Annotated in this window: 26 protein-coding genes; 19 read left to right on the top strand and 7 right to left on the bottom strand. The window is 49.9% G+C overall.

The window, feature by feature from the left end; all coding sequences use genetic code 11:
* Positions 1 to 6: 6 nt before the first annotated feature.
* From secY to L3556_RS01445, 15 genes are all read left to right on the top strand, one after another.
* Positions 7 to 1317 carry a preprotein translocase subunit SecY gene (gene secY / locus L3556_RS01515; RefSeq protein ID WP_277865534.1) on the top strand — a complete coding sequence of 437 codons (1311 nt, stop codon included), beginning with the start codon at positions 7 to 9 and terminating at the stop codon, positions 1315 to 1317.
* On the top strand, positions 1317 to 1904 hold the full coding sequence (locus L3556_RS01510) for an adenylate kinase (protein WP_277865533.1): 588 nt from the start codon (positions 1317 to 1319) through the stop codon (positions 1902 to 1904). Before secY ends, L3556_RS01510 begins: the two co-directional genes overlap by 1 nt.
* A gap of 2 nt (positions 1905 to 1906) precedes the next feature.
* Positions 1907 to 2131, top strand: coding sequence for a translation initiation factor IF-1 (infA, locus tag L3556_RS01505; RefSeq protein ID WP_011055956.1), 225 nt, complete (start codon positions 1907 to 1909; stop codon positions 2129 to 2131).
* Positions 2132 to 2218: 87 nt separating this feature from the next.
* Positions 2219 to 2332: a 50S ribosomal protein L36 gene (rpmJ, locus tag L3556_RS01500; protein ID WP_006618079.1), complete on the top strand. Its 114-nt coding sequence runs from the start codon at positions 2219 to 2221 to the stop codon at positions 2330 to 2332.
* A gap of 41 nt (positions 2333 to 2373) precedes the next feature.
* Positions 2374 to 2754, top strand: a complete 381-nt coding sequence (gene rpsM / locus L3556_RS01495) for a 30S ribosomal protein S13 (RefSeq protein WP_277865532.1) — start codon at positions 2374 to 2376, stop codon at positions 2752 to 2754.
* 74 nt (positions 2755 to 2828) lie between these two features.
* A complete protein-coding gene (gene rpsK / locus L3556_RS01490; RefSeq protein WP_277865531.1) occupies positions 2829 to 3221 on the top strand; it encodes a 30S ribosomal protein S11 in 393 nt (130 codons plus the stop codon).
* 32 nt (positions 3222 to 3253) lie between these two features.
* Positions 3254 to 4225: a DNA-directed RNA polymerase subunit alpha gene (locus L3556_RS01485; RefSeq protein WP_277865530.1), complete on the top strand. Its 972-nt coding sequence runs from the start codon at positions 3254 to 3256 to the stop codon at positions 4223 to 4225.
* Positions 4226 to 4269: 44 nt separating this feature from the next.
* Positions 4270 to 4620 (top strand): 50S ribosomal protein L17, encoded by a 351-nt coding sequence (gene rplQ, locus L3556_RS01480; protein ID WP_277865529.1) that lies wholly within the window; start codon positions 4270 to 4272, stop codon positions 4618 to 4620.
* Between the two features lie 7 nt (positions 4621 to 4627).
* Positions 4628 to 5494 (top strand): tRNA pseudouridine(38-40) synthase TruA, encoded by an 867-nt coding sequence (gene truA, locus L3556_RS01475; RefSeq protein ID WP_277865528.1) that lies wholly within the window; start codon positions 4628 to 4630, stop codon positions 5492 to 5494.
* A gap of 21 nt (positions 5495 to 5515) precedes the next feature.
* Positions 5516 to 5974 (top strand): 50S ribosomal protein L13, encoded by a 459-nt coding sequence (rplM, locus tag L3556_RS01470; protein ID WP_277865527.1) that lies wholly within the window; start codon positions 5516 to 5518, stop codon positions 5972 to 5974.
* Positions 5975 to 5978: 4 nt separating this feature from the next.
* Complete coding sequence (gene rpsI, locus L3556_RS01465; protein WP_277865526.1) at positions 5979 to 6392, top strand: 30S ribosomal protein S9; 414 nt, start codon at positions 5979 to 5981, stop codon at positions 6390 to 6392.
* 41 nt (positions 6393 to 6433) lie between these two features.
* Positions 6434 to 6703 carry a 50S ribosomal protein L31 gene (rpmE, locus tag L3556_RS01460; protein WP_277865525.1) on the top strand — a complete coding sequence of 90 codons (270 nt, stop codon included), beginning with the start codon at positions 6434 to 6436 and terminating at the stop codon, positions 6701 to 6703.
* A 102-nt stretch (positions 6704 to 6805) separates the two neighbouring features.
* A complete protein-coding gene (locus L3556_RS01455) occupies positions 6806 to 7222 on the top strand; it encodes a glycosyltransferase (RefSeq protein WP_277865524.1) in 417 nt (138 codons plus the stop codon).
* A 41-nt stretch (positions 7223 to 7263) separates the two neighbouring features.
* Positions 7264 to 7974, top strand: coding sequence for a glycosyltransferase (locus L3556_RS01450; RefSeq protein ID WP_277865523.1), 711 nt, complete (start codon positions 7264 to 7266; stop codon positions 7972 to 7974).
* A 27-nt stretch (positions 7975 to 8001) separates the two neighbouring features.
* Positions 8002 to 9282 carry a glycosyltransferase family protein gene (locus L3556_RS01445; protein WP_277865522.1) on the top strand — a complete coding sequence of 427 codons (1281 nt, stop codon included), beginning with the start codon at positions 8002 to 8004 and terminating at the stop codon, positions 9280 to 9282.
* Here the strand turns inward: L3556_RS01445 and L3556_RS01440 are convergent.
* The 7 genes from L3556_RS01440 to L3556_RS01410 form a co-directional block, all read right to left on the bottom strand.
* Positions 9274 to 10341, bottom strand: a complete 1068-nt coding sequence (locus L3556_RS01440) for an anthranilate phosphoribosyltransferase family protein (protein WP_277865521.1) — start codon at positions 10339 to 10341, stop codon at positions 9274 to 9276. The two genes, L3556_RS01445 and L3556_RS01440, sit on opposite strands and share 9 nt — an antisense overlap.
* A 7-nt stretch (positions 10342 to 10348) precedes the next feature.
* Positions 10349 to 11263 carry a LysR family transcriptional regulator gene (locus L3556_RS01435; RefSeq protein WP_277865520.1) on the bottom strand — a complete coding sequence of 305 codons (915 nt, stop codon included), beginning with the start codon at positions 11261 to 11263 and terminating at the stop codon, positions 10349 to 10351.
* A gap of 126 nt (positions 11264 to 11389) precedes the next feature.
* The gene (locus L3556_RS01430) at positions 11390 to 11857 is read right to left on the bottom strand and encodes a nitrate reductase associated protein (RefSeq protein ID WP_277865519.1); all 468 of its coding nucleotides are present in this window, start codon (positions 11855 to 11857) and stop codon (positions 11390 to 11392) included.
* Entirely contained in the window at positions 11841 to 14309 is a 2469-nt protein-coding gene (locus L3556_RS01425) for a molybdopterin-dependent oxidoreductase (RefSeq protein WP_277865518.1), read from the bottom strand. The genes L3556_RS01430 and L3556_RS01425 overlap by 17 nt, the downstream gene beginning before the upstream one ends.
* Positions 14310 to 14357: 48 nt before the next feature.
* Positions 14358 to 14630 carry a DUF1830 domain-containing protein gene (locus tag L3556_RS01420; RefSeq protein ID WP_277865517.1) on the bottom strand — a complete coding sequence of 91 codons (273 nt, stop codon included), beginning with the start codon at positions 14628 to 14630 and terminating at the stop codon, positions 14358 to 14360.
* 79 nt (positions 14631 to 14709) lie between these two features.
* Complete coding sequence (locus tag L3556_RS01415; protein WP_277865516.1) at positions 14710 to 16218, bottom strand: MFS transporter; 1509 nt, start codon at positions 16216 to 16218, stop codon at positions 14710 to 14712.
* A 139-nt stretch (positions 16219 to 16357) separates the two neighbouring features.
* A complete protein-coding gene (locus L3556_RS01410; protein WP_277865515.1) occupies positions 16358 to 17926 on the bottom strand; it encodes a ferredoxin--nitrite reductase in 1569 nt (522 codons plus the stop codon).
* Positions 17927 to 18186: 260 nt separating this feature from the next.
* Here L3556_RS01410 and L3556_RS01405 point away from each other — a divergent pair, with 260 nt between their 5' ends.
* From L3556_RS01405 to rpsR, 4 genes are read left to right on the top strand one after another with little or no spacing between them, the layout of a single operon-like run.
* The gene (locus L3556_RS01405) at positions 18187 to 19704 is read left to right on the top strand and encodes a UDP-N-acetylmuramoyl-L-alanyl-D-glutamate--2,6-diaminopimelate ligase (protein ID WP_277865514.1); all 1518 of its coding nucleotides are present in this window, start codon (positions 18187 to 18189) and stop codon (positions 19702 to 19704) included.
* A gap of 2 nt (positions 19705 to 19706) precedes the next feature.
* Positions 19707 to 20243 (top strand): RDD family protein, encoded by a 537-nt coding sequence (locus L3556_RS01400; protein WP_277865513.1) that lies wholly within the window; start codon positions 19707 to 19709, stop codon positions 20241 to 20243.
* A gap of 54 nt (positions 20244 to 20297) precedes the next feature.
* Positions 20298 to 20492: a 50S ribosomal protein L33 gene (gene rpmG, locus L3556_RS01395; RefSeq protein ID WP_277865512.1), complete on the top strand. Its 195-nt coding sequence runs from the start codon at positions 20298 to 20300 to the stop codon at positions 20490 to 20492.
* Between the two features lie 56 nt (positions 20493 to 20548).
* Positions 20549 to 20764 carry a 30S ribosomal protein S18 gene (rpsR, locus tag L3556_RS01390; protein ID WP_277865511.1) on the top strand — a complete coding sequence of 72 codons (216 nt, stop codon included), beginning with the start codon at positions 20549 to 20551 and terminating at the stop codon, positions 20762 to 20764.
* Positions 20765 to 20821 lie beyond the last annotated feature (57 nt).

Here is a 20821-nt window from a genome sequence, read left to right as displayed (position 1 = left end):
CTCTCTATGATTGTCAATCGCGGTAAAACTCCCACTGCCCAAGAAACATTTACGCAAATGGCCCAGGCCGCTGGTTTGCGAACTCGTTTACTGATTAGCCTAGGGCTTTTGATTTTTGTGCGTCTGGGTATTTACTTACCCGTGCCGGGCATCGATCGCCAAGTTTTTGCCAGCAGTGTGGAAGATAATGCTGTGATTCGCTTCCTGGATATTTTTTCTGGAGGTGGTTTATCGGCCCTAGGGATTTTTGCCCTGGGAATTTTGCCCTACATTAATGCTTCCATCATCATGCAGTTAATGACTGCGGCTCTTCCCTCCCTGGAACACCTTCAAAAAGAAGAAGGGGAAGCGGGGCGACGCAAAATTTCCCAAATTACCCGTTATGTCGCCCTGGGTTGGGCCATTATCCAGAGTACGGGGATCGCTATTTTTGTCAGTTCTATCCCTGGGGCAGCCCTGCGGCCGGGACCCATCTTCATTGCTGAGACGGTACTTGCCCTCACCGCTGGCTCCATGTTTGTGATGTGGGTCTCAGAATTGATCACTGAGCGGGGTATTGGCAACGGTGCATCCCTGCTTATTTTCTTGAGTATTGTCGCTTACCTACCCGGCTCCATTGGTCAAACCATTGCCCTAGCCGAAAGCGGCGGTAGTGTGGGTGGCATTATTATTCTGGTGGTTGTGTTTCTGGCCATGATTGTCGGGATCGTCTTTGTCCAGGAAGGAACGCGGCGAATCCCCATCGTTTCCGCGCGGCGACAAGTGGGTCGGAAACTCTATCGGGAGCAGACGAGCTATCTCCCCTTGCGATTGAACCAGGGGGGGGTGATGCCGATCATCTTTGCTTCAGCCATGTTGATTTTACCCTCCACTCTGGCCCAGTTTACCCAGAATGAACTGGTTGCTCGCATTGGTAACTACATCTCTCCTGTGGGGCCCACCCCTTGGATTTACGTCATTGTTTATTTAACGCTGATCCTTTTCTTTAGTTACTTTTACTCTTCCCTGGTGGTCAATCCAGTAGACATGTCCCAAAACCTGAAGAAAATGGGGGCTAGTATTCCTGGCATTCGTCCTGGTAAGGCAACCTCCGACTACATTGAAAAGGTTCTGAATCGCCTAACCTTCTTGGGAGCCATCTTTTTGGGTCTGGTGGCAATCATCCCCACGGCAGTGGAAAGCGCAACCCGTGTCACCACCTTCCAGGGCTTGGGGGCAACCTCCCTTTTGATTTTGGTGGGGGTAGCCATTGATACGTCCAAGCAGATTCAGACCTATGTGATTTCGCAGCGTTATGAGGGAATGGTTAAGCAGTAATGCGATTAATTCTATTTGGCGGTCCCGGCTCCGGCAAGGGAACCCAGGCATCATTTTTAGTGAAGGAGTGGGGCATCCCCCATATTTCCACGGGTGATATTCTCCGGAAGGAGCGGGCCCAGGGAACTGAGTTAGGTAAACAGGCCCAAACCTACATGGATCAAGGTGCCCTTGTCCCCGATCAAGTCATTGTGAATATGGTGGCTAATCGCATGGTAGAAGCGGATGCTCAACAGGGCTGGCTCCTGGATGGCTTTCCTCGCAATGTTCCCCAATCCCTAGCATTAGAGAAAATGCTTGAGAAAATTCGTCAACCCTATAATTATTTACTTTTTTTAGATGTTCCCGCTGCCACATTGCAGGATCGGGCCTTAAACCGAGCTAAGGAAGCAGCGGCGCAGTCGGAGCAAAAACGCAGTGATGATACCCCCGAAACCATCCTCAAGCGTGTTCATGTCTACGAGCAGGAAACCTTGCCTATGATTGAGATCTACAAATCCCATCCCAAATTTGTCCACATTGATGGAACCCTCTCCATTCCAGAAGTGACAGCGGCCATTCAACGTCAAATTGGTGGGGAGAGTTAGTCGTGTCTAAGCAAGATGCCATCGAAATTGAAGGCACGGTCACGGAGTCCTTACCCAATGCGATGTTTCGAGTGGACTTGGACAATGGGTTTAATGTGTTAGCCCATATCTCTGGAAAAATTCGCCGCAACTATATCAAAATTTTGCCCGGCGATCGCGTCAAGGTGGAGCTTACTCCCTACGACCTCACCAAGGGCCGAATCACCTATCGGCTACGCAAGAAGTAAGGGATTCGTTGATAAATTGTCCCAATTTGATTTTTGTCTCGATTTTTGCTAGAATACAGGTTTTGCGACGATTTATGAGCAGCAGCAATGAAAGTTAGAGCATCGGTGAAGAAAATCTGTGAAAAATGCCGCGTCATCCGCCGTCGGGGACGGGTAATGGTCATTTGCAGTAACCCCAAGCATAAGCAGCGTCAGGGTTAAGGTTGTCGTGTTATTACTGCTTTTAGGAAGAAACTAAATCCATGGCTCGCATTTCTGGTGTTGATTTACCGCGTGACAAACGCATTGAAATTGCCCTTACCTATATTTATGGCATTGGCTTATCCCGTTCTCAGGAAATTCTAGAGCGCACGGGGGTTAATCCTGATACCCGAACGAAGGATCTAGCAGATTCAGATATTGCCTCCCTGCGGGCTGCCATTGATGACTACGAAGTAGAAGGTGACTTACGTCGCCTAGAAGCCATGAATATCAAGCGATTGATGGACATTGGTAGTTATCGTGGTCGTCGCCATCGTATGGGTTTGCCGGTTCGGGGACAGCGGACACGCACCAATGCCCGGACTCGTCGGGGTGGTCGTCGCACGGTGGCTGGCAAGAAGAAAGCCGCAGCGAAGAAATAGCGTTCGTCTTGATCACTGTTTTGGTCACTTGTTTGTTTTTTCCTTCATTTTTGATTTTGGCAATAGGTTAACTTATGGCACAGCCCCAAAAACGTACTGGCCCCCGCAAACAGAAGCGTCATGTCCCCAGTGGTGTGGCCCATATTCAGTCCACGTTTAACAACACCATTATTACGATTACCGACACGAACGGTGAGGTCATTTCTTGGGCCTCCGCTGGTTCAAGTGGTTTCAAAGGTGCGAAAAAGGGAACCCCTTTTGCCGCTCAAACCGCCGCAGATGGTGCAGCCCGTCGGGCGATCGATCAAGGAATGCGGCAAATCGAGGTTATGGTGACTGGCCCGGGGTCAGGTCGAGAAACGGCCATTCGTGCCCTGCAAGGGGCCGGCTTAGAAATTACCCTGATCCGGGATGTTACCCCCATTCCCCACAATGGTTGTCGTCCACCAAAACGTCGCCGAGTTTAGTGATCACGGGACTATAGGGAGTATTGAGATCCATGGGCTATCAGATTGAATGTTTAGAAACGCAGGTTGATGACAATTATGGCCAGTATGGCCAATTTGCCCTGCATCCCCTTGAGCCAGGCCAAGGAACAACCGTAGGTAATGCTCTGCGTCGTGTTTTACTATCAAATCTTCCTGGGTATGCCGTGACTGCGGTACGGATTGCTGGTGTTAACCATGAATTCACCACCATTCCAGGGGTACGGGAAGATGTCATGGATATTCTTTTGCAGATGAAGCAATTAGTGGTGAGGGGGCATACCTCTGAGCCGCAAATTGGTCGTATTTTTGCTCAGGCCCCTGCCAATGAGTCTCTTACCGTTACCGCAGCGAATATTGAGCTATCTGCTGATGTGGAAGTAATTAACTTTGAGCATTACATTGCCACACTAATGCCCGGATCTACCCTGGAACTAGAGTTTAGAATTGAGCGGGGTTACGGCTATCGTTCCGTGGAGCGTGCTCGGGATGAACGGGGAGCGTCCCTCGATTATCTCCAGTTAGATGCAGTATTTATGCCAGTCAGGAAGGTCAATTATAGTATTGACACGTCGCGGGTTGGTACTGGTAATGATGATGAGCGGGTCATGCAAGACTACCTGACCTTAGAAATTTGGACGAATGGTAGTTTGAGTCCCCAGGAGTCCCTCAACCATGCTGCGGGTATTCTGGTAGATTTATTTAGTCCTCTCAAGGAAGCTCCACTTCATGCGGCCGAGTTCACCCATAGTGATGACCACGATGAAACAGGGCAAATTCAAATCGAGCAGTTGAATCTTTCGGTGCGTGCTTACAATTGCCTAAAACGGGCCCAGGTTAATACCGTGGCGGATTTACTTGAGTATTCTCAGGAAGATTTGCTAGAGATTAAAAACTTTGGTCAAAAGTCTGCGGAAGAAGTGATTGAAGCTCTGCAAAAGCATCTAGGCATTACGCTGCCACCCCAAAAAGCTGCCCGCAGTTAGTTAAGTCCCCAGTTAGTTAAGCTACTAAGGTAAATGAGGTAAATATGCGTCACCGTTGCCGTGTCCCCCAATTAGGTCTTCCTGCTGATCAGCGGCGAGCCATGTTGCGATCGTTGACCACCGAATTAATTCGCCATGGTCGGATTACTACCACAAAGGCCCGTGCCCAAGCGGTGCGTTCCGAGGCGGAGCGGATGATTACCCTGGCCAAGGATGGTTCCCTTGCCGCCCGTCGTCAAGCCATGGGATTTATCTTTGATAAGCAATTGGTTCATGCCCTTTTTGAAAAAGTGCCGCAGCGGTATGGCGATCGCCCCGGTGGGTATACGCGCCTCATCCGTACTGTGCGGCGGCGGGGAGATAATGCAGAAATGGCTGTCATTGAGTTAGTGTAGACCTTCAATGAACGCAGTTGAGGTGACGGGCACTGACCCGACGACGGTTGGCCAACGGGTGGCTCTTCTGATTCAGTATCAGGGGACAAATTTCCATGGTTGGCAACGTCAATTGAAACAGCGTACTGTCCAGGGAGAAATTGAGGCGGCGATCGCCCAAATCAGTGGTCATCCAGTGAGTGTCCTTGCCGCAGGCCGCACAGATACAGGTGTTCATGCGGCGGGTCAAGTTGCCCACTTTAATATTTGCTCTCCCATTCCAGCCCAACGCTGGGCCTCCGTTCTCAATAGCTACCTCCCCCCGGATATTTTGATCCGGGCCTCCGCTCTGGTGGCATTAAGTTGGCATGCCCGTTTTTCGGCCTCTTGGCGACGCTACCGCTATACCCTCTATAATGACTCCCGTCCTAATCTCTTTCTGCGGCACTTAACCTGGCACTATTATCACCATCCCTTGGACAGTGGCCTAATGAAATCCGTGCTTGCCCCCTTAGTGGGACGACATCATCTAAGTGCCTTTCATCGATCTGGCTCCCGAAGGGCCCATTCTTGGGTGGATGTACAGGATGTAACCTGTGAACGCCAAGGTTCCCTGATAGAAGTGGAGGTTCAAGCATCGGGATTTCTCTATGGGATGATGCGGCTTCTCATGGGGCTTTTGGTGCAGGTGGGTGCGGGCCTGAGAGCGCCCGAAAACTTTACGCAAATTTGGCAACAGGAGCAACGGCAAGATGTGAAGTATGCTGCACCCGCGGCCGGTTTATCCTTGGTGGGAGTAGGGTATCCTGATTCTCCCTTTGCGGGGCCGGTTTCCCAAGACCTTTTTCCCCACCTACGTTTTTCCCATGCCCTCCCCCAGCTATCCATTGCCTAGTCCCCTATCCGGAGAAAATTCATGTCTACCCTAACAAAAACCTACCTTCCCAGTATGGATACCATGACACCCCAGTGGTATGTCATTGATGCCGCCGATCAACGCTTAGGTCGCCTAGCAACGGCGATCGCCACAATACTGCGGGGAAAAAACAAACCCACCTACACCCCCCACATGGACACTGGCGACTTTGTTATTATTGTGAACGCAGATAAAGTTGCTGTGACAGGTAAAAAGCGCAGTCAAAAACTCTATCGACGACACTCAGGCCGCCCAGGTGGAATGAAAACCGAAACTTTTAGCCAGCTTCAGTCTAGGATTCCCGAGCGCATTGTTGAGCAGGCAGTGAAGGGAATGTTACCTAAAAATTCCCTGGGACGGCATCTATTTACTAAGCTAAAAGTCTATGCTGGCCCTGAACATCCCCATCAGGCCCAAAAACCTGAGATTCTGAATATCAATACCATTCCAGGAGCTTAAATTCATGCAAATTGCCGATCAGTCTAAACGGGTCGTTTATCTAGGTACAGGGCGGCGCAAATCGTCCATTGCCCGTGTTCGCCTTATCCCCGGTACAGGAGAATTCACCGTCAATGGTCGTCCGGGTAACGACTATCTCCAGAATAATCCCACCTATTTATCCCTCGTCAGAGCTCCCCTAGAGACCTTGGGACTAGAGAGTAGCTATGATATTTTTGTGAATGCGACGGGTGGTGGCTTAACGGGACAGGCCGATGCGATTCGCCTTGGTGTTGCCCGCGCCCTTTGTGAACTGGATGGAGAAAACCGTGGCCCGCTGAAAAGTGAAGGCTATTTAACCCGGGATCCACGGGCGAAGGAGCGGCGTAAGTACGGCTTACGCAAAGCTCGTAAGGCTCCCCAATATTCAAAACGGTAAACCATTTCTTTTAGTTGTATTGATTTTTTGGAGTTTCATCCATGCCGAAAGAAAATATTCATCCCCAATGGTATCCTGAAGCCAAGGTGTACTGTAATGGTGAAGTTGTGATGACCGTTGGTTCAACCCAGCCCGAACTTCATGTAGATATTTGGTCCGGGAATCATCCCTTTTTTACGGGGACACAAAAAATCATTGATGCGGAGGGTCGAGTTGAGCGTTTCCGGCGTAAATATAGCCGAAGTGGTGCTAAAGCTAAGACATCACCGAAGGGAGCATCGACAAAAAATACGAAAAAGTCGGGGAAATAACTCAATAACTCGATTTAATTGTCTAAAATTGGAGGAGCATTTGTTACATCTTCTTTCTGTTGTCTGGTAGTTGATATGCTCTCTAGGCCAAGGGTGTTACATGTGATTCCTGCCGTTGGCAGTGTCTATGGTGGTGCCTCAAAATTCATTACAGGTCTGATGCGCCATCTCAAAAAACACCTTGAGGTTGCTCATCTGATCACCACCAATGCTGATGGCAGTAAACGCCTGGATGTGGAGTTAAATCAATGGCTAGAGACCGATGGTTATTCTGTCCAGTATTTTCCCTGTGCTAAGGTCGGGGAATATAAGCTGAGTCGAGAGATGGCTCAGTGGCTATGGAAAAATGTTAAAAACTACGATGTTGTCCATACCCATGCGGTGTTCTCCCTCACGAATTGGCCCGCCTATTGGATTTGCCAGGCCCAAGGTATTCCCTATATTGTTTCGTGCCACGGCATGCTTGAGCCTTGGTGTCTTGAACATAAAAAGCTAAAAAAAAAATTGTCTATCATTTAATTGAAAAACCTGCCTTAGAAAAGTGCAGTGGCATTCATGCCGTGAATCTATCTGAGGCGAAAAGTTTGCGGCAGTTGGGTTTAGAAAAGCCTATCTTTGTTGTTCCCAATAGTATTGATGCGGATGAGTTTAAGACCTTGGTGCATCCCGATATTTTTTATCAATATTTCCCCCATACTCGTCATAAAAAAATTATTTTATTTTTGGGTAGAATTCATCCAGTGAAGGGATTAGACCTTTTAATCCCTGCCTTTGCCCAGGCCCAGGCCCAATATCCGGATATTCATCTTGTGATTGCCGGGCCCGACAGTGAAGGATATTTAGCCAAGGTTAAACAACTTATCCATGGGTATCGTTGTCAAGATAGTGTAACGTTTACGGGGATGCTGACAGGTTCCCTGAAGTTGAGTGCATTGGTAGCCTCAGATATTTATGTGTCAACGTCCTATTCTGAGGCGTTTAGCATTTCAATTCTGGAGGGAATGGTTTCTGGATTACCCTGTGTCATTACGACGGGATGTAATTTTACGGAAGCGGGTGACTTTGGTGTGACAATAGTAGTTGAGCCAAAGATTGAAAAGATTCGTGATGGATTGCTTGATTGCTTAAAAAATCCTCTAGAAGCTGAAATGACTGGACAACGAGCACGAAAATTCGTCCTAGAGAATTATACCTGGGAACAAATGTCATTCAAGTTCATAGAGACCTACCAGGCAATTTATGCGGGAAACCCGTTACCCTATACTGACTGAACTGGCTAAGTTGATCCAAAGCCATACATGAAAATCCTTTTAATTGCCTGTCATTTTCCACCCTTTAACAGCATTGCCTCTCTCCGAGCAGGTAAAATGGCGAAGTATTTACATCGTTTTGGTCATGATATTCGTGTTTTAACCCTTAATGAATACTCCCTATCTGCAAATTTATCGATTGAGATTCCTAAGGAAAACGTTATTTATACTTCCTGGTTAGACATTAATTTTCCAGTTAAGCGTCTATCTCATTTATTGAAATTTTCAAATAAAAATTTATCTGCTACCCCAAATGGTTTATCTGCGTATTCTCCTTCTCTCTTAAAAAAAGCATGGTTCTTCTATAGAGATTGTTTAAACTTTCCTGACCTTTATGTAGGCTGGTATCCTTTTGGAGCTTATGCTGGAATTCAGTTGAGCCGACAATGGAAGCCAGATATTATTTACGCCAGTGCTCCCCAATATACTGCCTTACTCATTGCAAGTCGTTTATCTAATTATATTAAAGTACCTTGGATTGCTGAATTTCGTGATTTATGGATGGATAATCCCTATATTCATCGTCCTCTATGGAGAGAAAAAATTGAAAGTTTAGTTGAGAAAAAAATATTACTCTCTTCTTCTGGAGTTATTACAGTATCTCAGCCCCTAACTAAAGTAATCACCAATAAGTTTTCTCTGCCAACACATACAATAACCAATGGTTTTGATGCAGAAGATTTCATGAATTTACATCTTGACAAGAGACCATCTAGGAAGTTAAATATTGTGTATACGGGAAAAATTTACGATGGTTATCGAGATCCCCTACCATTAATTCAAGCGATTTCTAAAATACAAAGTCTATCTAGTAATATCCAAGTCGATTTTTATGGGACTTATTCCCATAACTTAGAAAATTTTATAACTGAATATAATTTAACCCATGTAGTTACCATCCATCCCATGGTTACTTATAAAGAGAGCTTAAAGCTGCAACTAGAAGCAGATATACTGCTTTTATTAACTTGGAATAGTCCAAGTGAGAAGGGAGTTTATACGGGCAAACTATTTGAGTATATTGGTGCCCGTCGGCCCATCTTAGCAATTGGTTCTATGGATAACGTAGCTGCTGATTTAATCAGAGAAAGGAAGGTAGGAGTGGTAGAAAACGATCCTGATAAGCTAGCCAATATCTTAAAGGAATGGATTGCCATCAAACAGTCTGGGCAAGATATCCCGAGTACTCCGATGGAAGCCCTTCAAGGTTTAAGTCGAGAAGATCAAGCTAAACAGCTTGTGGAATTTTTTAAGGAATGTTTACGCTGAAATACTCCTGCAATGCGTCATTTTTTGCAATTGATTTAATTTTTCTTGGACAATGCCTTTCTCAAGGAGTTCCTGCGTCAATTGAATGCCCTCCTCCAAGGTTTGCATGGGGTAAAATTGCCATAGATAAAATCCACTATTCCAGACTAGGGCTTGATGAAGCTCCCCAGGTTCTCCCGCTAAAACAGCTTTTATTTCCCTGAGTCCTGGGGAGAGTCCTTGCCATGGCGGATTTTTGCCGGCAAATCCATAATCCTGGGCATGGAGTCGTAATCGGCTAAAGGATTCACTCCCCTCTAGGGATCGATTTAAGCCGATAATTCCGGTTCGCTCCCTAGGAAGATCACAACTGCCCTCTAACCCTTTCACGGTTGTAAACTCTGTGATCCCCCTTAGGTTTAGGGCCTCGCGCATCATTAATTCTGTGGGTGGATGGACAAACCCGGCCACGATATGGGCCGGGCCACTATAGGGGCACCAAATTAATTCCACGGTGGCAAGGGGGGGACGTTTACCAATCTGTTCTCGGTAAGGGACTAAACCATGGGCGAGGGGAAAATGTTCCGGTAAATAGACAAACCCAATGTCTGTATTCTGCAAAATCTCCTGAATTTGTCCCAAACTGAGCGATCGCCAATGAATTCCCAATCCCTGCCAAATATCTATTAAGGGAACCCCGGCCTTGGTGGGCATGACATCACCGCCATGTTGCAGTACGGGAATTCCAGCGGCGGCGAGAACCAGGCTGGTGAGGGGACCGAGGGGAAGGGTGCGATCGCGGCCATCGTAGGGTTGGGATAAAATAACAACAGGTTTTTCAGACTGGATCGCCGGAACCTGGGGGCCATACTGGTCAAAGGCATCTAACATTCCCGCCAATTCTTCGCCAGTGGGACGGCGGATGCGATGGGCAATTAAAAAGGCACCAATCTGAGCAGGTGTTGCTTCCTGGGTTAACATCATTCCCATGGCGGTGGCCGCTTCTTGTCGGGTCAGGGCCTTACTGGTGTGGGTGCCACTACCGACTTTTTTGAGGAGTTCTCGAAAGGCGTTGCTCATTCAAACCTCACAACAGATTCATCCCAGACTGGGCCACAATTAACTTAAACAGGTAATCAATGGGGGGAATGGCCAGACGATCTCCGGTGGTAATCACCGCAACTTGGCGACGTAGGCCAGAAGATTGATCATTGTCCATGACATCTCGGATGGTTAGGAGGGGATCCTTGGCCGCTTCACTTAGGGCTGATTCCGGCAAAAAAGCTAACATTTGACTTTCCCGAATTACGCCCCGAAAGGCTTCTGGGGTATTTAATTCTAAGGCCGCCTGCAGGGGAGTATGGCGGCGCAAAAATTCTTCTTCGACGAGGCGACGCATACCATAGCCATCCTTGAAAATGACTTGGGGGTAGTTCCTCAGGTCTGACCAGGGAATGATCGGCAACTGGGCCAGGGGGTGGTGGGCGGCCATGAGTAGGCGAATGGGTTCATCGTAAAGGGTATGGGAAACAAGACCGGCAATTTGGTTAGTAAAGTGATTGTTCATCACAATGACTAAATCCACTAAGCCATCCCTAAGTACCTTGAGGGCGCGATCGCTCCCTAGGGCCGTCACCCGCAATTGCACCAGGGGAAACTGGTGGCAAAATTTAGGGAGAAGGGCGGGTAAAAAATTTGTACAGATGGAATGGATCGCCCCAATACACAGTTCGGTTTGTTTCCCCTGATGCAGCTCCAAAAGTTCCTGGTGGACGGTTTGCCATTCCTGCCACATCTTCTTGGCCCGCCGGAGGAAAATATCTCCTGCCAAGGTCAAACTAGTCTGGTTACTGCGATGGAAGAGGGCCGCCCCCAAATCCGCTTCTAGGGCCTGAATTTGACGACTAATGGTGGGTTGACTCACACCACACTGAAGGGCCGCCTGCTGAAAACTGCCCGTATCTGCCACGGCCAGAAAGGCCTGCAATTGTTCAATGCGCATAGGCTGCGCCGTGTTCTCCTGAGAATTGAATCGGTAGACTGAATGAATGAGAACAGTAGGGGATTTTTGCCCTCTATTTATGTAGAGCTTGATACATTTTGCCCCCGATGATGGCAAGTTTGGCATCTAAGCCTTAGCCGCAGAAGAAAGCAGTCCAAATTCAACTAGGGCGGATCGAAAGTTACGATTTTCATGGCCCGGGCGACTCAGTTTGATCAGGGCAAAGCGTTGCAGCGGTGAAAGGGCCGCCCAATAATCTAGGGTTAAGAAATGGCCGGGGGTTTTGTCTAGCTGACTAAGGACAGAGGCGGGAATATCATTGCTGGTTAGCCAAGGAGGATGGTGAGGAACCTCTAGGGTATCGGCGGGGGAACCACTTACCTGGGCCACCCAGGTTTGCAGCGTAGTGCGATAGGTGTCAATTTCCGGGGGCGTTTCACAGTCCATATCCACCAGTTCTTGGCGTTGCCCTTGGGAAAGTTGATGCCAATGAACCAGTTTGAGTTTTACGCCACAGGTGTCGAGTTTATAGCGCACCATCATGGGAATACAGCGGAGAGAGTCCACAAAATCGGCTTCAAACTGAAAGAACATGGGTATGGGGGGGGTGAATGGGAGGACGCTGACCCTGGGCATGGATGGGAACCAGTTGCACCGCACAGGCTTTGAGTTCCGGTTGCAGGGAAATGGGGCAGGAAATGGGATGGGTTAAACTATTGACTTCCGTATCATCCCCCCAGAGGTACCCCCAGTGCATGGGCATAAATACAGTTCCAGGCCGTATTCCCTTGGTTATATGCACGGGCAAACAAACTTGGGCCCGCCGCGATCTCACGTCTACCCAATCTCCTTCACTTAAGCAGAGGCGATCGGCATCCTGGGGATGGATTTCTAGGAGGGGGCGGGGATGCATTTTCGTGATTTTAGGAATGCGGCCCGTGCGGGTTTGGGTATGCCAATGGCCGTAGAGGCGACCGTTGGTTAAAACGTAGGGATAATCAATATCCACCGGTTCCCCTAACCCCTGGGAGGTAAAAATGCCAAAGTGGGCGCGGCGATCGCTGGTGGAAAATTGATAGTCGGTGTACAGCCGTTTGGCCTGTTGGGCTTCTGGGTCTGGCAGTCCCTCTGGGCAAGGCCATTGGAGGGGCCCCAGGGTTTCTAGGCGTTCATGGCTGAGACCGGATTGATCGCAGAGACGGCCCTTCGTAGCTTGGACAAACTCGCCATAGACTGCGGCTGAAGTCTCAAAGGAAAAATGCTCCTCAAACCCCAGACGACGACCCACCTCGGCAAAAATTTCCCAGTCCGCTTTGGCTTCCCCTGGGGGAGATCGAAAGGCGGGGCAAAGGGTGACACATCGCTCGGAATTAGTCATTACGCCGGTTTTTTCACCCCATTGGGCCGCGGGTAAGAGTAAATGGGCATAGGCTGCGGTTTCCGTTGGGAAATAGGCATCTTGATAGACCGTAAAGGGCGATCGCAGCAGGGCAGCTTTTGTCCGCTCCAGATCCGGCATACTCACCACCGGATTTGTGGCCGCAATCCATAATAGGCCCACGTCCCCCGTTTCCAGACCTGTGATCATCTCCCAGGCCGATCGCCCCGGTGTAGCCGAAATCTGCCCCGCCGGTAATTGCCACAGTTCCTCTAGCTCATGGCGATGCTGGGGATTTTTCACCAGACGATAGCCGGGCAACAGATGGGATAAGCCCCCCGCTTCCCGGCCGCCCATGGCATTGGGTTGACCTGTCAGGGAAAATGGGCCACAACCGGGCCGCCCCACCTGGCCCGTGAGTAAATGTAGGTTAATTAAACTGCGGGCCTTGGCCGTGCCCTCCGAGGATTGATTAATGCCCATGGACCAGAGGGATAGCACCCCCTTGGCTTGCCCCCAATAGCGGGCCGCCTTTTCCAAGTCCTGAACTGTAATACCACAGCGTTGGGCCACCTGTTCGGGGGGATAATTCCCTAAAAGCTTTACATAGTCGGCAAAACCCGTCGTACATTCATCAATAAATTCCGGGTCAATTAGGCGCATTTGTAGTAATAAATGTCCAATCCCATGCAACAGATCAATATCCGTCCCTGGGGCGATCGCTAGGTGGAGATCCGCTACCTCGGCGGTGGGGGTGCGGCGGGGATCTACCACAATCAGTTTGACCTTGCGATTTTGCTTATGGTGTTTCCGCAGGCGATTAAAGACAATGGGGTGGCATTCAGCGGTATTAGTGCCAATTAAAAAAGCGCAGTCCGTCAGTTCCAGATCATCGTAGCAACAGGGGGGGCCATCGGAGCCAAAACTCTGGATATAGGCCGCCACCGCCGAGGACATACACAGCCGCGAATTGGCATCAAAGTTATTCGTGCCTAAACAACCCTTGAGTAATTTTTGGGCGGTATAGTAATCCTCGGTTTGAAACTGCCCTGACCCATACATACAGATGCCATCGGCACCTTGGTTTTCCTGTACGGCTTGGATCCGCTCCACAATGCGCCCAACAGCCTCATCCCAACTGATGCGGCGAAAGGGTTGATCTAGCCGTTCTCGCCAGAGGGGATACAACAGGCGATCGCGATCCAAGGATTCCATAATTGTCGCCCCCTTGACACAGATCATGCCCTGACTAGAGGGGTGCTGGCGATCGCCACGAATTTTGTAGCCTCCCTCGGCAGCACTGTTGGGAACCGCCTCCAGACCACAGCCCACCCCACAGTAGGGACATTGGCTTTGCACCACTTCCTGGGCGATCCCTTGGGACGGGGGAGCGGAATGGACTCCATCCGTTACCAGGGTTTTACAGGGAATAAGTTGTAAAGGTGCCGACTTTGGCGTAGAGCTATAGATCTTTAGGTCTGCGTCCGCATCTGCCCAAAAAAATAATTGCTGGAAGGGAAAAACCACCCGCTCCCAGTTGGCCTGATCAGATAACTTGAGGACTTGTACCTGAGCGGTTTGATTGCTGTAGTAGCACAACTGCGGCTCAGATTTAACCGCAAGGGATGCATGGGTAGGGAAAGAAGAATCAGGAGTACCAGGAGTCATAGCACAATTAAAACAAACGCAGCACAATTGCGGGAATCGTCAACGTCCTCATTCCTTCCCATCATTGGCCAGTAGGATGCTACAGGGAATCAAGTTTAAGGGCACTGCCCCTGGCCCACAGGTGTAAACCTTCAGATCAACGGTTGGATCCGCCCAGAAAAGTAACTTCTGCAACGGGAAGACGATTTTTTCCCAATGAGCATCATTAGACAACCGCAGGATTTGAATTTGGGAACTTTCATTGCAGTAGTAGCACAGTTTTGGCCCAGGGGTCGCCAGAAGCGAAGTGGTTTGGGGTTGTTGGGAAGAAAAATGAGTCATAATAATGAACCCGTTAAATAAAAACTAAATGACTGAACTGCCTCAGTAGGAGTCATCAACAGGGAGTGTACTGGGATGGTTAAACTTCTTGCCCAGGAGCCAATACCTCTGGAGCCGGAGCAAGTTCCCCTTCATGGTGACTGTCAAAGGAGCCTTTAGGTTCAAGGAGAAAGAATCCGCAGAGGAAGGCAACAATCATGGAGGTCACCCCCAGGGTTTGGAAGAAAATCTGATTGCCAACGGCACCTTCCGGCAAAAGGCTATAGAGGGTGAGATAGCAGACTGCCCCGACATTGCCATAGGCGCCGACATTACCGGCAATTTGCCCAGTAACTCGCCGTTTGATCAGGGGGACAATCGCAAAGGTAGATCCTTCCCCCGCCTGGACAAAGAAGGAACACAGCATGGTTACGAGGATGGCTCCCGGCAACCACCAACTGCTGTTTTGACCTGCCATAATCAGATAGCCAATGCCCATGGCCGCCGTCAGAATCGTCATAGTCCATTTCCGGCTCCCCAGGCGATCGCTAATAATGCCGCCGCCGGGCCGGGCCATCAAATTCATAAAGGCATAGCTAGAGGCAATCATCCCCGCATGGGGTTTAGAGAGGCTAAAGGTGAGTTCAAAGAAGGCCGGCAGCATGGACACCACCGCCAATTCGGAACCAAAGTTCACGATATAGGTAAGTTCCAAGAGAAAGACTTGGTTAAAGCGATAGCGATCTTCAGCGGGATAGCGTTTCTTTTGGGTAAAGAGATCCCGGTTTACATCCCAGCATTTATAGGACTGGAAAAGGTATAGACCAACTAGGGCAATCCAAGTGATGTATAGGGCAAAGGTATCCAGGAAGCCAATTTGCTCTAATCGCCAGGCCAGTAGCCCCAACACCCCAGTCAGCGGCAAGTTTGCAGCCAACATAAACCAAAAATCTTTAACACTGGTGACTTCCATGCCACCATGGCGGGCTGGTTTTTGGTAAACTTTGCCCTCCGGCGTATCTTTGACATTAACAAAATAAATAAACCCATAGATGGCTGTGGCAATCCCGGTCAGGGCGATCGTCATCCGCCAGTTTCCTTGGCCTCCGGAGAAAACCGCTAAGGCTACGGCAATAGTGGGCAGGGTGAAGGCCGCTGCTGCCGAGCCAAAATTTCCCCAACCGCCGTAAACCCCTTCGGCAAAGCCAATTTCCTTGGGGGGAAACCATTCTGCCACCATGCGAATACCAATGACAAAGCCCGCACCCACAATACTCAGGAGGAGGCGGCTAATTACTAGCCAGTAGAAATCCTGGGCGGCGGCAAACATTAAACAGGGAATGGCAGAAAAGATCAGCAGGCAGGTATAGGTAATGCGAGGGCCGTAGCGGTCTAGAACCATACCAATGATGATTCGCGCCGGAACGGTGAGGGCGACATTACAGATAGCCAGAGTCCGAATTTGCGGCGTTGTTAAGCCCATATCTTCCTGCACCATCGTGGCCAGGGGGGCAAAGTTAAACCACACCACAAAGGTTAGGAAAAAGGCAAACCAGGTGAGGTGAAGGATGCGATAACGATCGCGAAACGATAGAATAGCTTTTAGCATGATAGTTCCAAAAATCAGCACAATAAATTAGACCCTGGGGGCGATCGGTGGCAGCCGTGTCGCACTTGGGGCTAAGAATTTAAGACAAATCAGACGTAACCTATTTCAATCCCAGTGAATTCGGGATTAGGGTTCACCCCTAGGCAACGGCGATGGATTCAGCCGTTACATTCAGGTGACTATTCTGGGGTAGATCATCGGTGCGCGGGGAAGCACCAAATTGTTCAATCAACAGGTCGCGCAAAATCGGTTGCAGGTCATCACAGGGAATGCCCTTACGAACACAGGTTCCCAACTGGGCATCTTTACCCACCTTGCCCCCCATGTAGAGGTCTACCCCCTCCACGGTTTGGCCATTGCGGCGTACTTTTGTGCCCATCAAACCTATATCGGCTACTTGGGGTTGTCCGCAGGAGTTGGGGCAACCGGTCCAGTGAATGCGAACGGGTTGGGGGACATAAAGCTCCGCATCTAGGGCCGCACTTAGGGCTAGGGCACGGTTTTTTGTTTCCACAAGGGCAAAATTGCAAAACTGCGCTCCGGTACAGGAAACGAGCGATCGCTGCAAGGGGGGAGGCGCAATGCCAAATTTGGCGAGGAGGGGTTCCTCCAGTAAATGGGCCAGAAGGGTATTGGACACATAGGGCAAAATTAAATTCTGCTCTACGGTTAAACGCACCTCGCCATTGCCATAGAACTGAGCTAGGCGAGCCAACTCAAAAAAGTCCGGGGCATATAGGCGACCCACGGGGACGTGGAGGCCAACGAAACTCAGACCCGGTTGCTTTTGGGGATAGACCCCTAGGTGATCCCGCTTTTCCCAGTCAATTTCATCCTTGGGGGCGGCCCGATGTAGGGGAAAGCTCAGCTTGGCCGTAACCGCACTGCGAAAATGATCAATTCCCCATTCATCAATCAACCACATCAGCCGCGATTTTTGCCGATTGGCCCGCGGCCCATGATCCCGATAGAGTTCTAGGATGGCTCGGCACAGTTCCACCACCGATTGATCCGGGGGTACCCAGGCATCCAGGGGGATGGCAGCTTCGCACCGTCGGGCCGAGAAAAAGCCCCCGACAAGAACATTGAATCCGAGGACACCCCACCGATAGGCGGGGACAAAGGCAATGTCATTGATCTCCGCATGGACGGAGTTATCTCGTCCCCCTTCAATGGCAATATTAAATTTTCGCGGTAGGTTGCTAAATTCGGGATTGCCCTGGCCATTATTGGTAATCATGGCTTGGAGTTGCCGCACCAAGGGCCGGGTATCAATCAGTTCACTGCCGTCAATGCCGGCAATGGGGGAGCCGGTAATATTCCGAACATTGTCCATGCCTGACTGTACCGAGGTGAGGCCACAGGCACTCAGGCGTTCAAAAATATCGGGAATATCCTCAATGAGGATGCCGCGAATTTGTATGTTTTGCCGAGTGGTGATGTCGCCGTTACCGTTTTCGCCATAGCGATCGACAATTTCCCCGAGGGTACGCAATTGGGCACTGGTGAGAATGCCATTGGGAACCCGCAGACGTAGCATGAACTTTCCCGGCGTGACTGGACGGAAAAAGATGCCAAGCCATTTCAACCGCAGGTCTCGATCCGCTTCGGGAATGTCCTGCCAACCAATGGCGGCAAAATGCTCCAGTTCGTCCTTGACCGCAAGGCCGTCTTTGGCGGCTTTAACTGCTTCAAACTTGTTAGTCACAGGTCTTCATTCATGTAACAGTGGAACTAACGTTAAGGAATCTGACTAGGGCTTTTTGTACGTTTTGTTACATTTTATTGCCGTCCATACGGTAAGTGTATTAACAAAATGCAAAAAACGCATATCAACTCTTGAATGATGGAAATCCGTTGAAATTGTTCGTTGCCGTGCATGATCGCGTACAATTTCTCGCAATACGGGCTATGGCATAGATTGCATCCATGGATGGATCGTGGTGGGTTTTACCCTAGGAGGGCTTAATGAAGTTACGGGAACTTTTGGAGGCAGCAAATTTATCTCCTGAAATAGACGATTGCGATTTAGAACGGGATGTCACCCACTTAAGTACGAATTCCTGGGATTGCCGTCCAGGAACCTTATTTATGGGCATGCCGGGGTCGCGGGTGGATGGGGGAAATTTTTGGCCCAGTGCCCTTGCGGCCGGCGCTGTTGCCGCCCTCATTTCCCCCACAGCTAAACAGCCCACCCCAGGGGATAGAGCTTCAGGGGATAACGTTTGTGTGATTCCAGTGGCAAATATTCAGCGGGCCTGTGGAGCTATTGCGGCAGCGTTCTATGACTATCCGGCCCAACACCTTGCCCTGGTTGGGGTAACGGGAACCAATGGTAAAACCACGACAACTCATTTAATTGAATTTTTGCTCAGTCAGGTGGGTTATCCCACGGCCCTCCTCGGTACCCTCTATAGTCGCTGGCCAGGCCATGAAGAAGTGGCCAGTCACACAACTCCCTTTGCGGTGGATCTACAAGCCCGATTAGGGGCGGCCCGATCTGCAGGTTGTCGCTTTGGAGTGATGGAGGTGAGTTCCCATGCCCTAGATCAGGATCGGGTTTGGGGTTGTACCTTTGAAACGGCGGTTTTTACCAATTTGACCCAGGATCACCTGGACTACCATCCAACGATGGAGGATTACTTTGCTGCTAAAGCAAAACTCTTTAGTGGGGATTACCTGAAGGGGCGGGCGATCGCCAATGTGGATGATCCCTACGGACAGAAACTCCTCGCCAACATGAAACCGGAGCAGGCCTGGGGTTACAGCACGGAAACCAGCGCAGATTTTTACACGACGGATCTGGTCTATCGGGTGGATGGGGTCGCTGGCACTGTTCATACCCCCACAGGGGTAGCAGAGTTTAATTCTCCCTTGGTGGGTCAGTTCAATGTGGCTAATTTATTGGCGGCGATCGCCGTGGGCATTGATCTGGGATTGCCCCTCGATGGTATGGTCAAGGCCCTGGCAGACTTTCCGGGGGTGCCTGGGCGAATGCAGCAAATTCGGGTGCAACCGGATCAGGATATTAGCGTCATTGTGGACTATGCCCATACCCCGGATAGCTTGGATAATCTGCTGCGGGCAGCGCGGCCCTTTATTCAGGGAGAGATGATCTGTGTCTTTGGCTGTGGTGGCGATCGCGATCGTAGCAAACGGCCCCAAATGGGAGCTATTGCCGCCCAACGAGCCGATCAGGTGGTTGTCACCTCCGATAATCCACGCACCGAAGACCCCCGACGGATTTTAGAGGATATTCTCACAGGTATTCCCGAAACCACCCCCAAAATAGTCAATGGCGATCGCCGCGAAGCCATTCATGCCGCCATCTTGCAGGCAAAACCAGGGGATGGGGTGATTATTGCCGGTAAGGGGCACGAAGACTATCAGATTTTAGGCACTGAAAAAGTTCACTTTGACGATCGCGAAGAAGCTATGGCAGCCTTAAGGAAACGACTCTCCTCCATGGGTAACTCAGTTTCCTGATTATGGGTGCAATTTCCCGCCAAATCCCTCCCCCCTTACCCTTGGCCCAACCCTGGCGACGGGGGGCGGCCACGATGATTGATTTTCTCTTAGCCTGGCTGTTTAGTGTTCTCGGCTATTCTCCCGGAGCGGCAATTCAGTGGGCCCAAATTCTGGTGTTTTTTATTGCCTGGTGGGGGCTGCGGGTGGCCTTTGTCAATCGCAATAGGGGTCAAAGTCCCGGCCATTGGTTAATGGATGTACGTTTATTGGATCGGCGGGGGCGAACCCCAGATTTTATTTCTTTGAACAAGCGGGAACTGGTGATGGGGGTCTGTGCCCTGCTGACTCTGGTGGTTTTAGAAACCTTTGGCCGCGGCTTTACGGTTTTATTGTTATTAGCTCCCCTGCTGATTAACTGTGCCCCTGCCTGGGTGGATGAACGCCATCGCACCCTCCACGATCGCCTGGGGGCAACGGAGGTCTATCGTTGCTATCGGGGATTTTCACTGGATCGAAAACTGATTCAGATTATGTCAAAACTGCGGAAAGATGTGTAATAATAATAGACCGGCCCACCGCAGAGTACTTACACGTAAAGTTAGGCAAAATCCATGGCGAAGGCAAAAGGATCCAGGATCATCATTACCCTGGAATGTACAGAATGTCGGACAAACTCGGCCCAGCGATCGCCGGGGGTTTCCCGCTACACGACAACAAAAAATCGTCGTACCACAACGGCTCGGCTTGAGTTGAAAAAATTCTGCACCCACTGCAACAAGCACACCGTCCATAAAGAAATCAAATAAAGCACTCGCGTAACCTCATCTATTCGCAATCTATTCAGTAGGGAAACTTAGATTCTATGGCTTTTTATCGTCGGCGTATTTCTCCTGTCAAACCCGGAGATCCCATTGACTACAAAGATGTGGACTTACTGCGGCGGTTCATTACCGAACGGGGTAAGATTCTCCCCCGGCGGGTGACAGGGCTAACGGCAAAACAGCAGCGACAGTTGGCCGTTGCGATTAAACGGGCCCGAATCATGGCATTTTTACCCTTTCTTAATGCGGAAGGCTAGGTTCTCCATTTCTTCTCTGGTCAATTTGGCCTAGGCTAGGACATAGGGGCGATCGCC

The sequence above is a fragment of the Candidatus Synechococcus calcipolaris G9 genome, from assembly GCF_029582805.1.
GTDB classification, from domain to species: Bacteria; Cyanobacteriota; Cyanobacteriia; order Thermosynechococcales; family Thermosynechococcaceae; genus Synechococcus_F; species Synechococcus_F calcipolaris.
The sequence above is the reverse complement of the archived record's forward strand: the minus strand, read 5'-3'. Positions and strand labels throughout refer to the sequence as shown.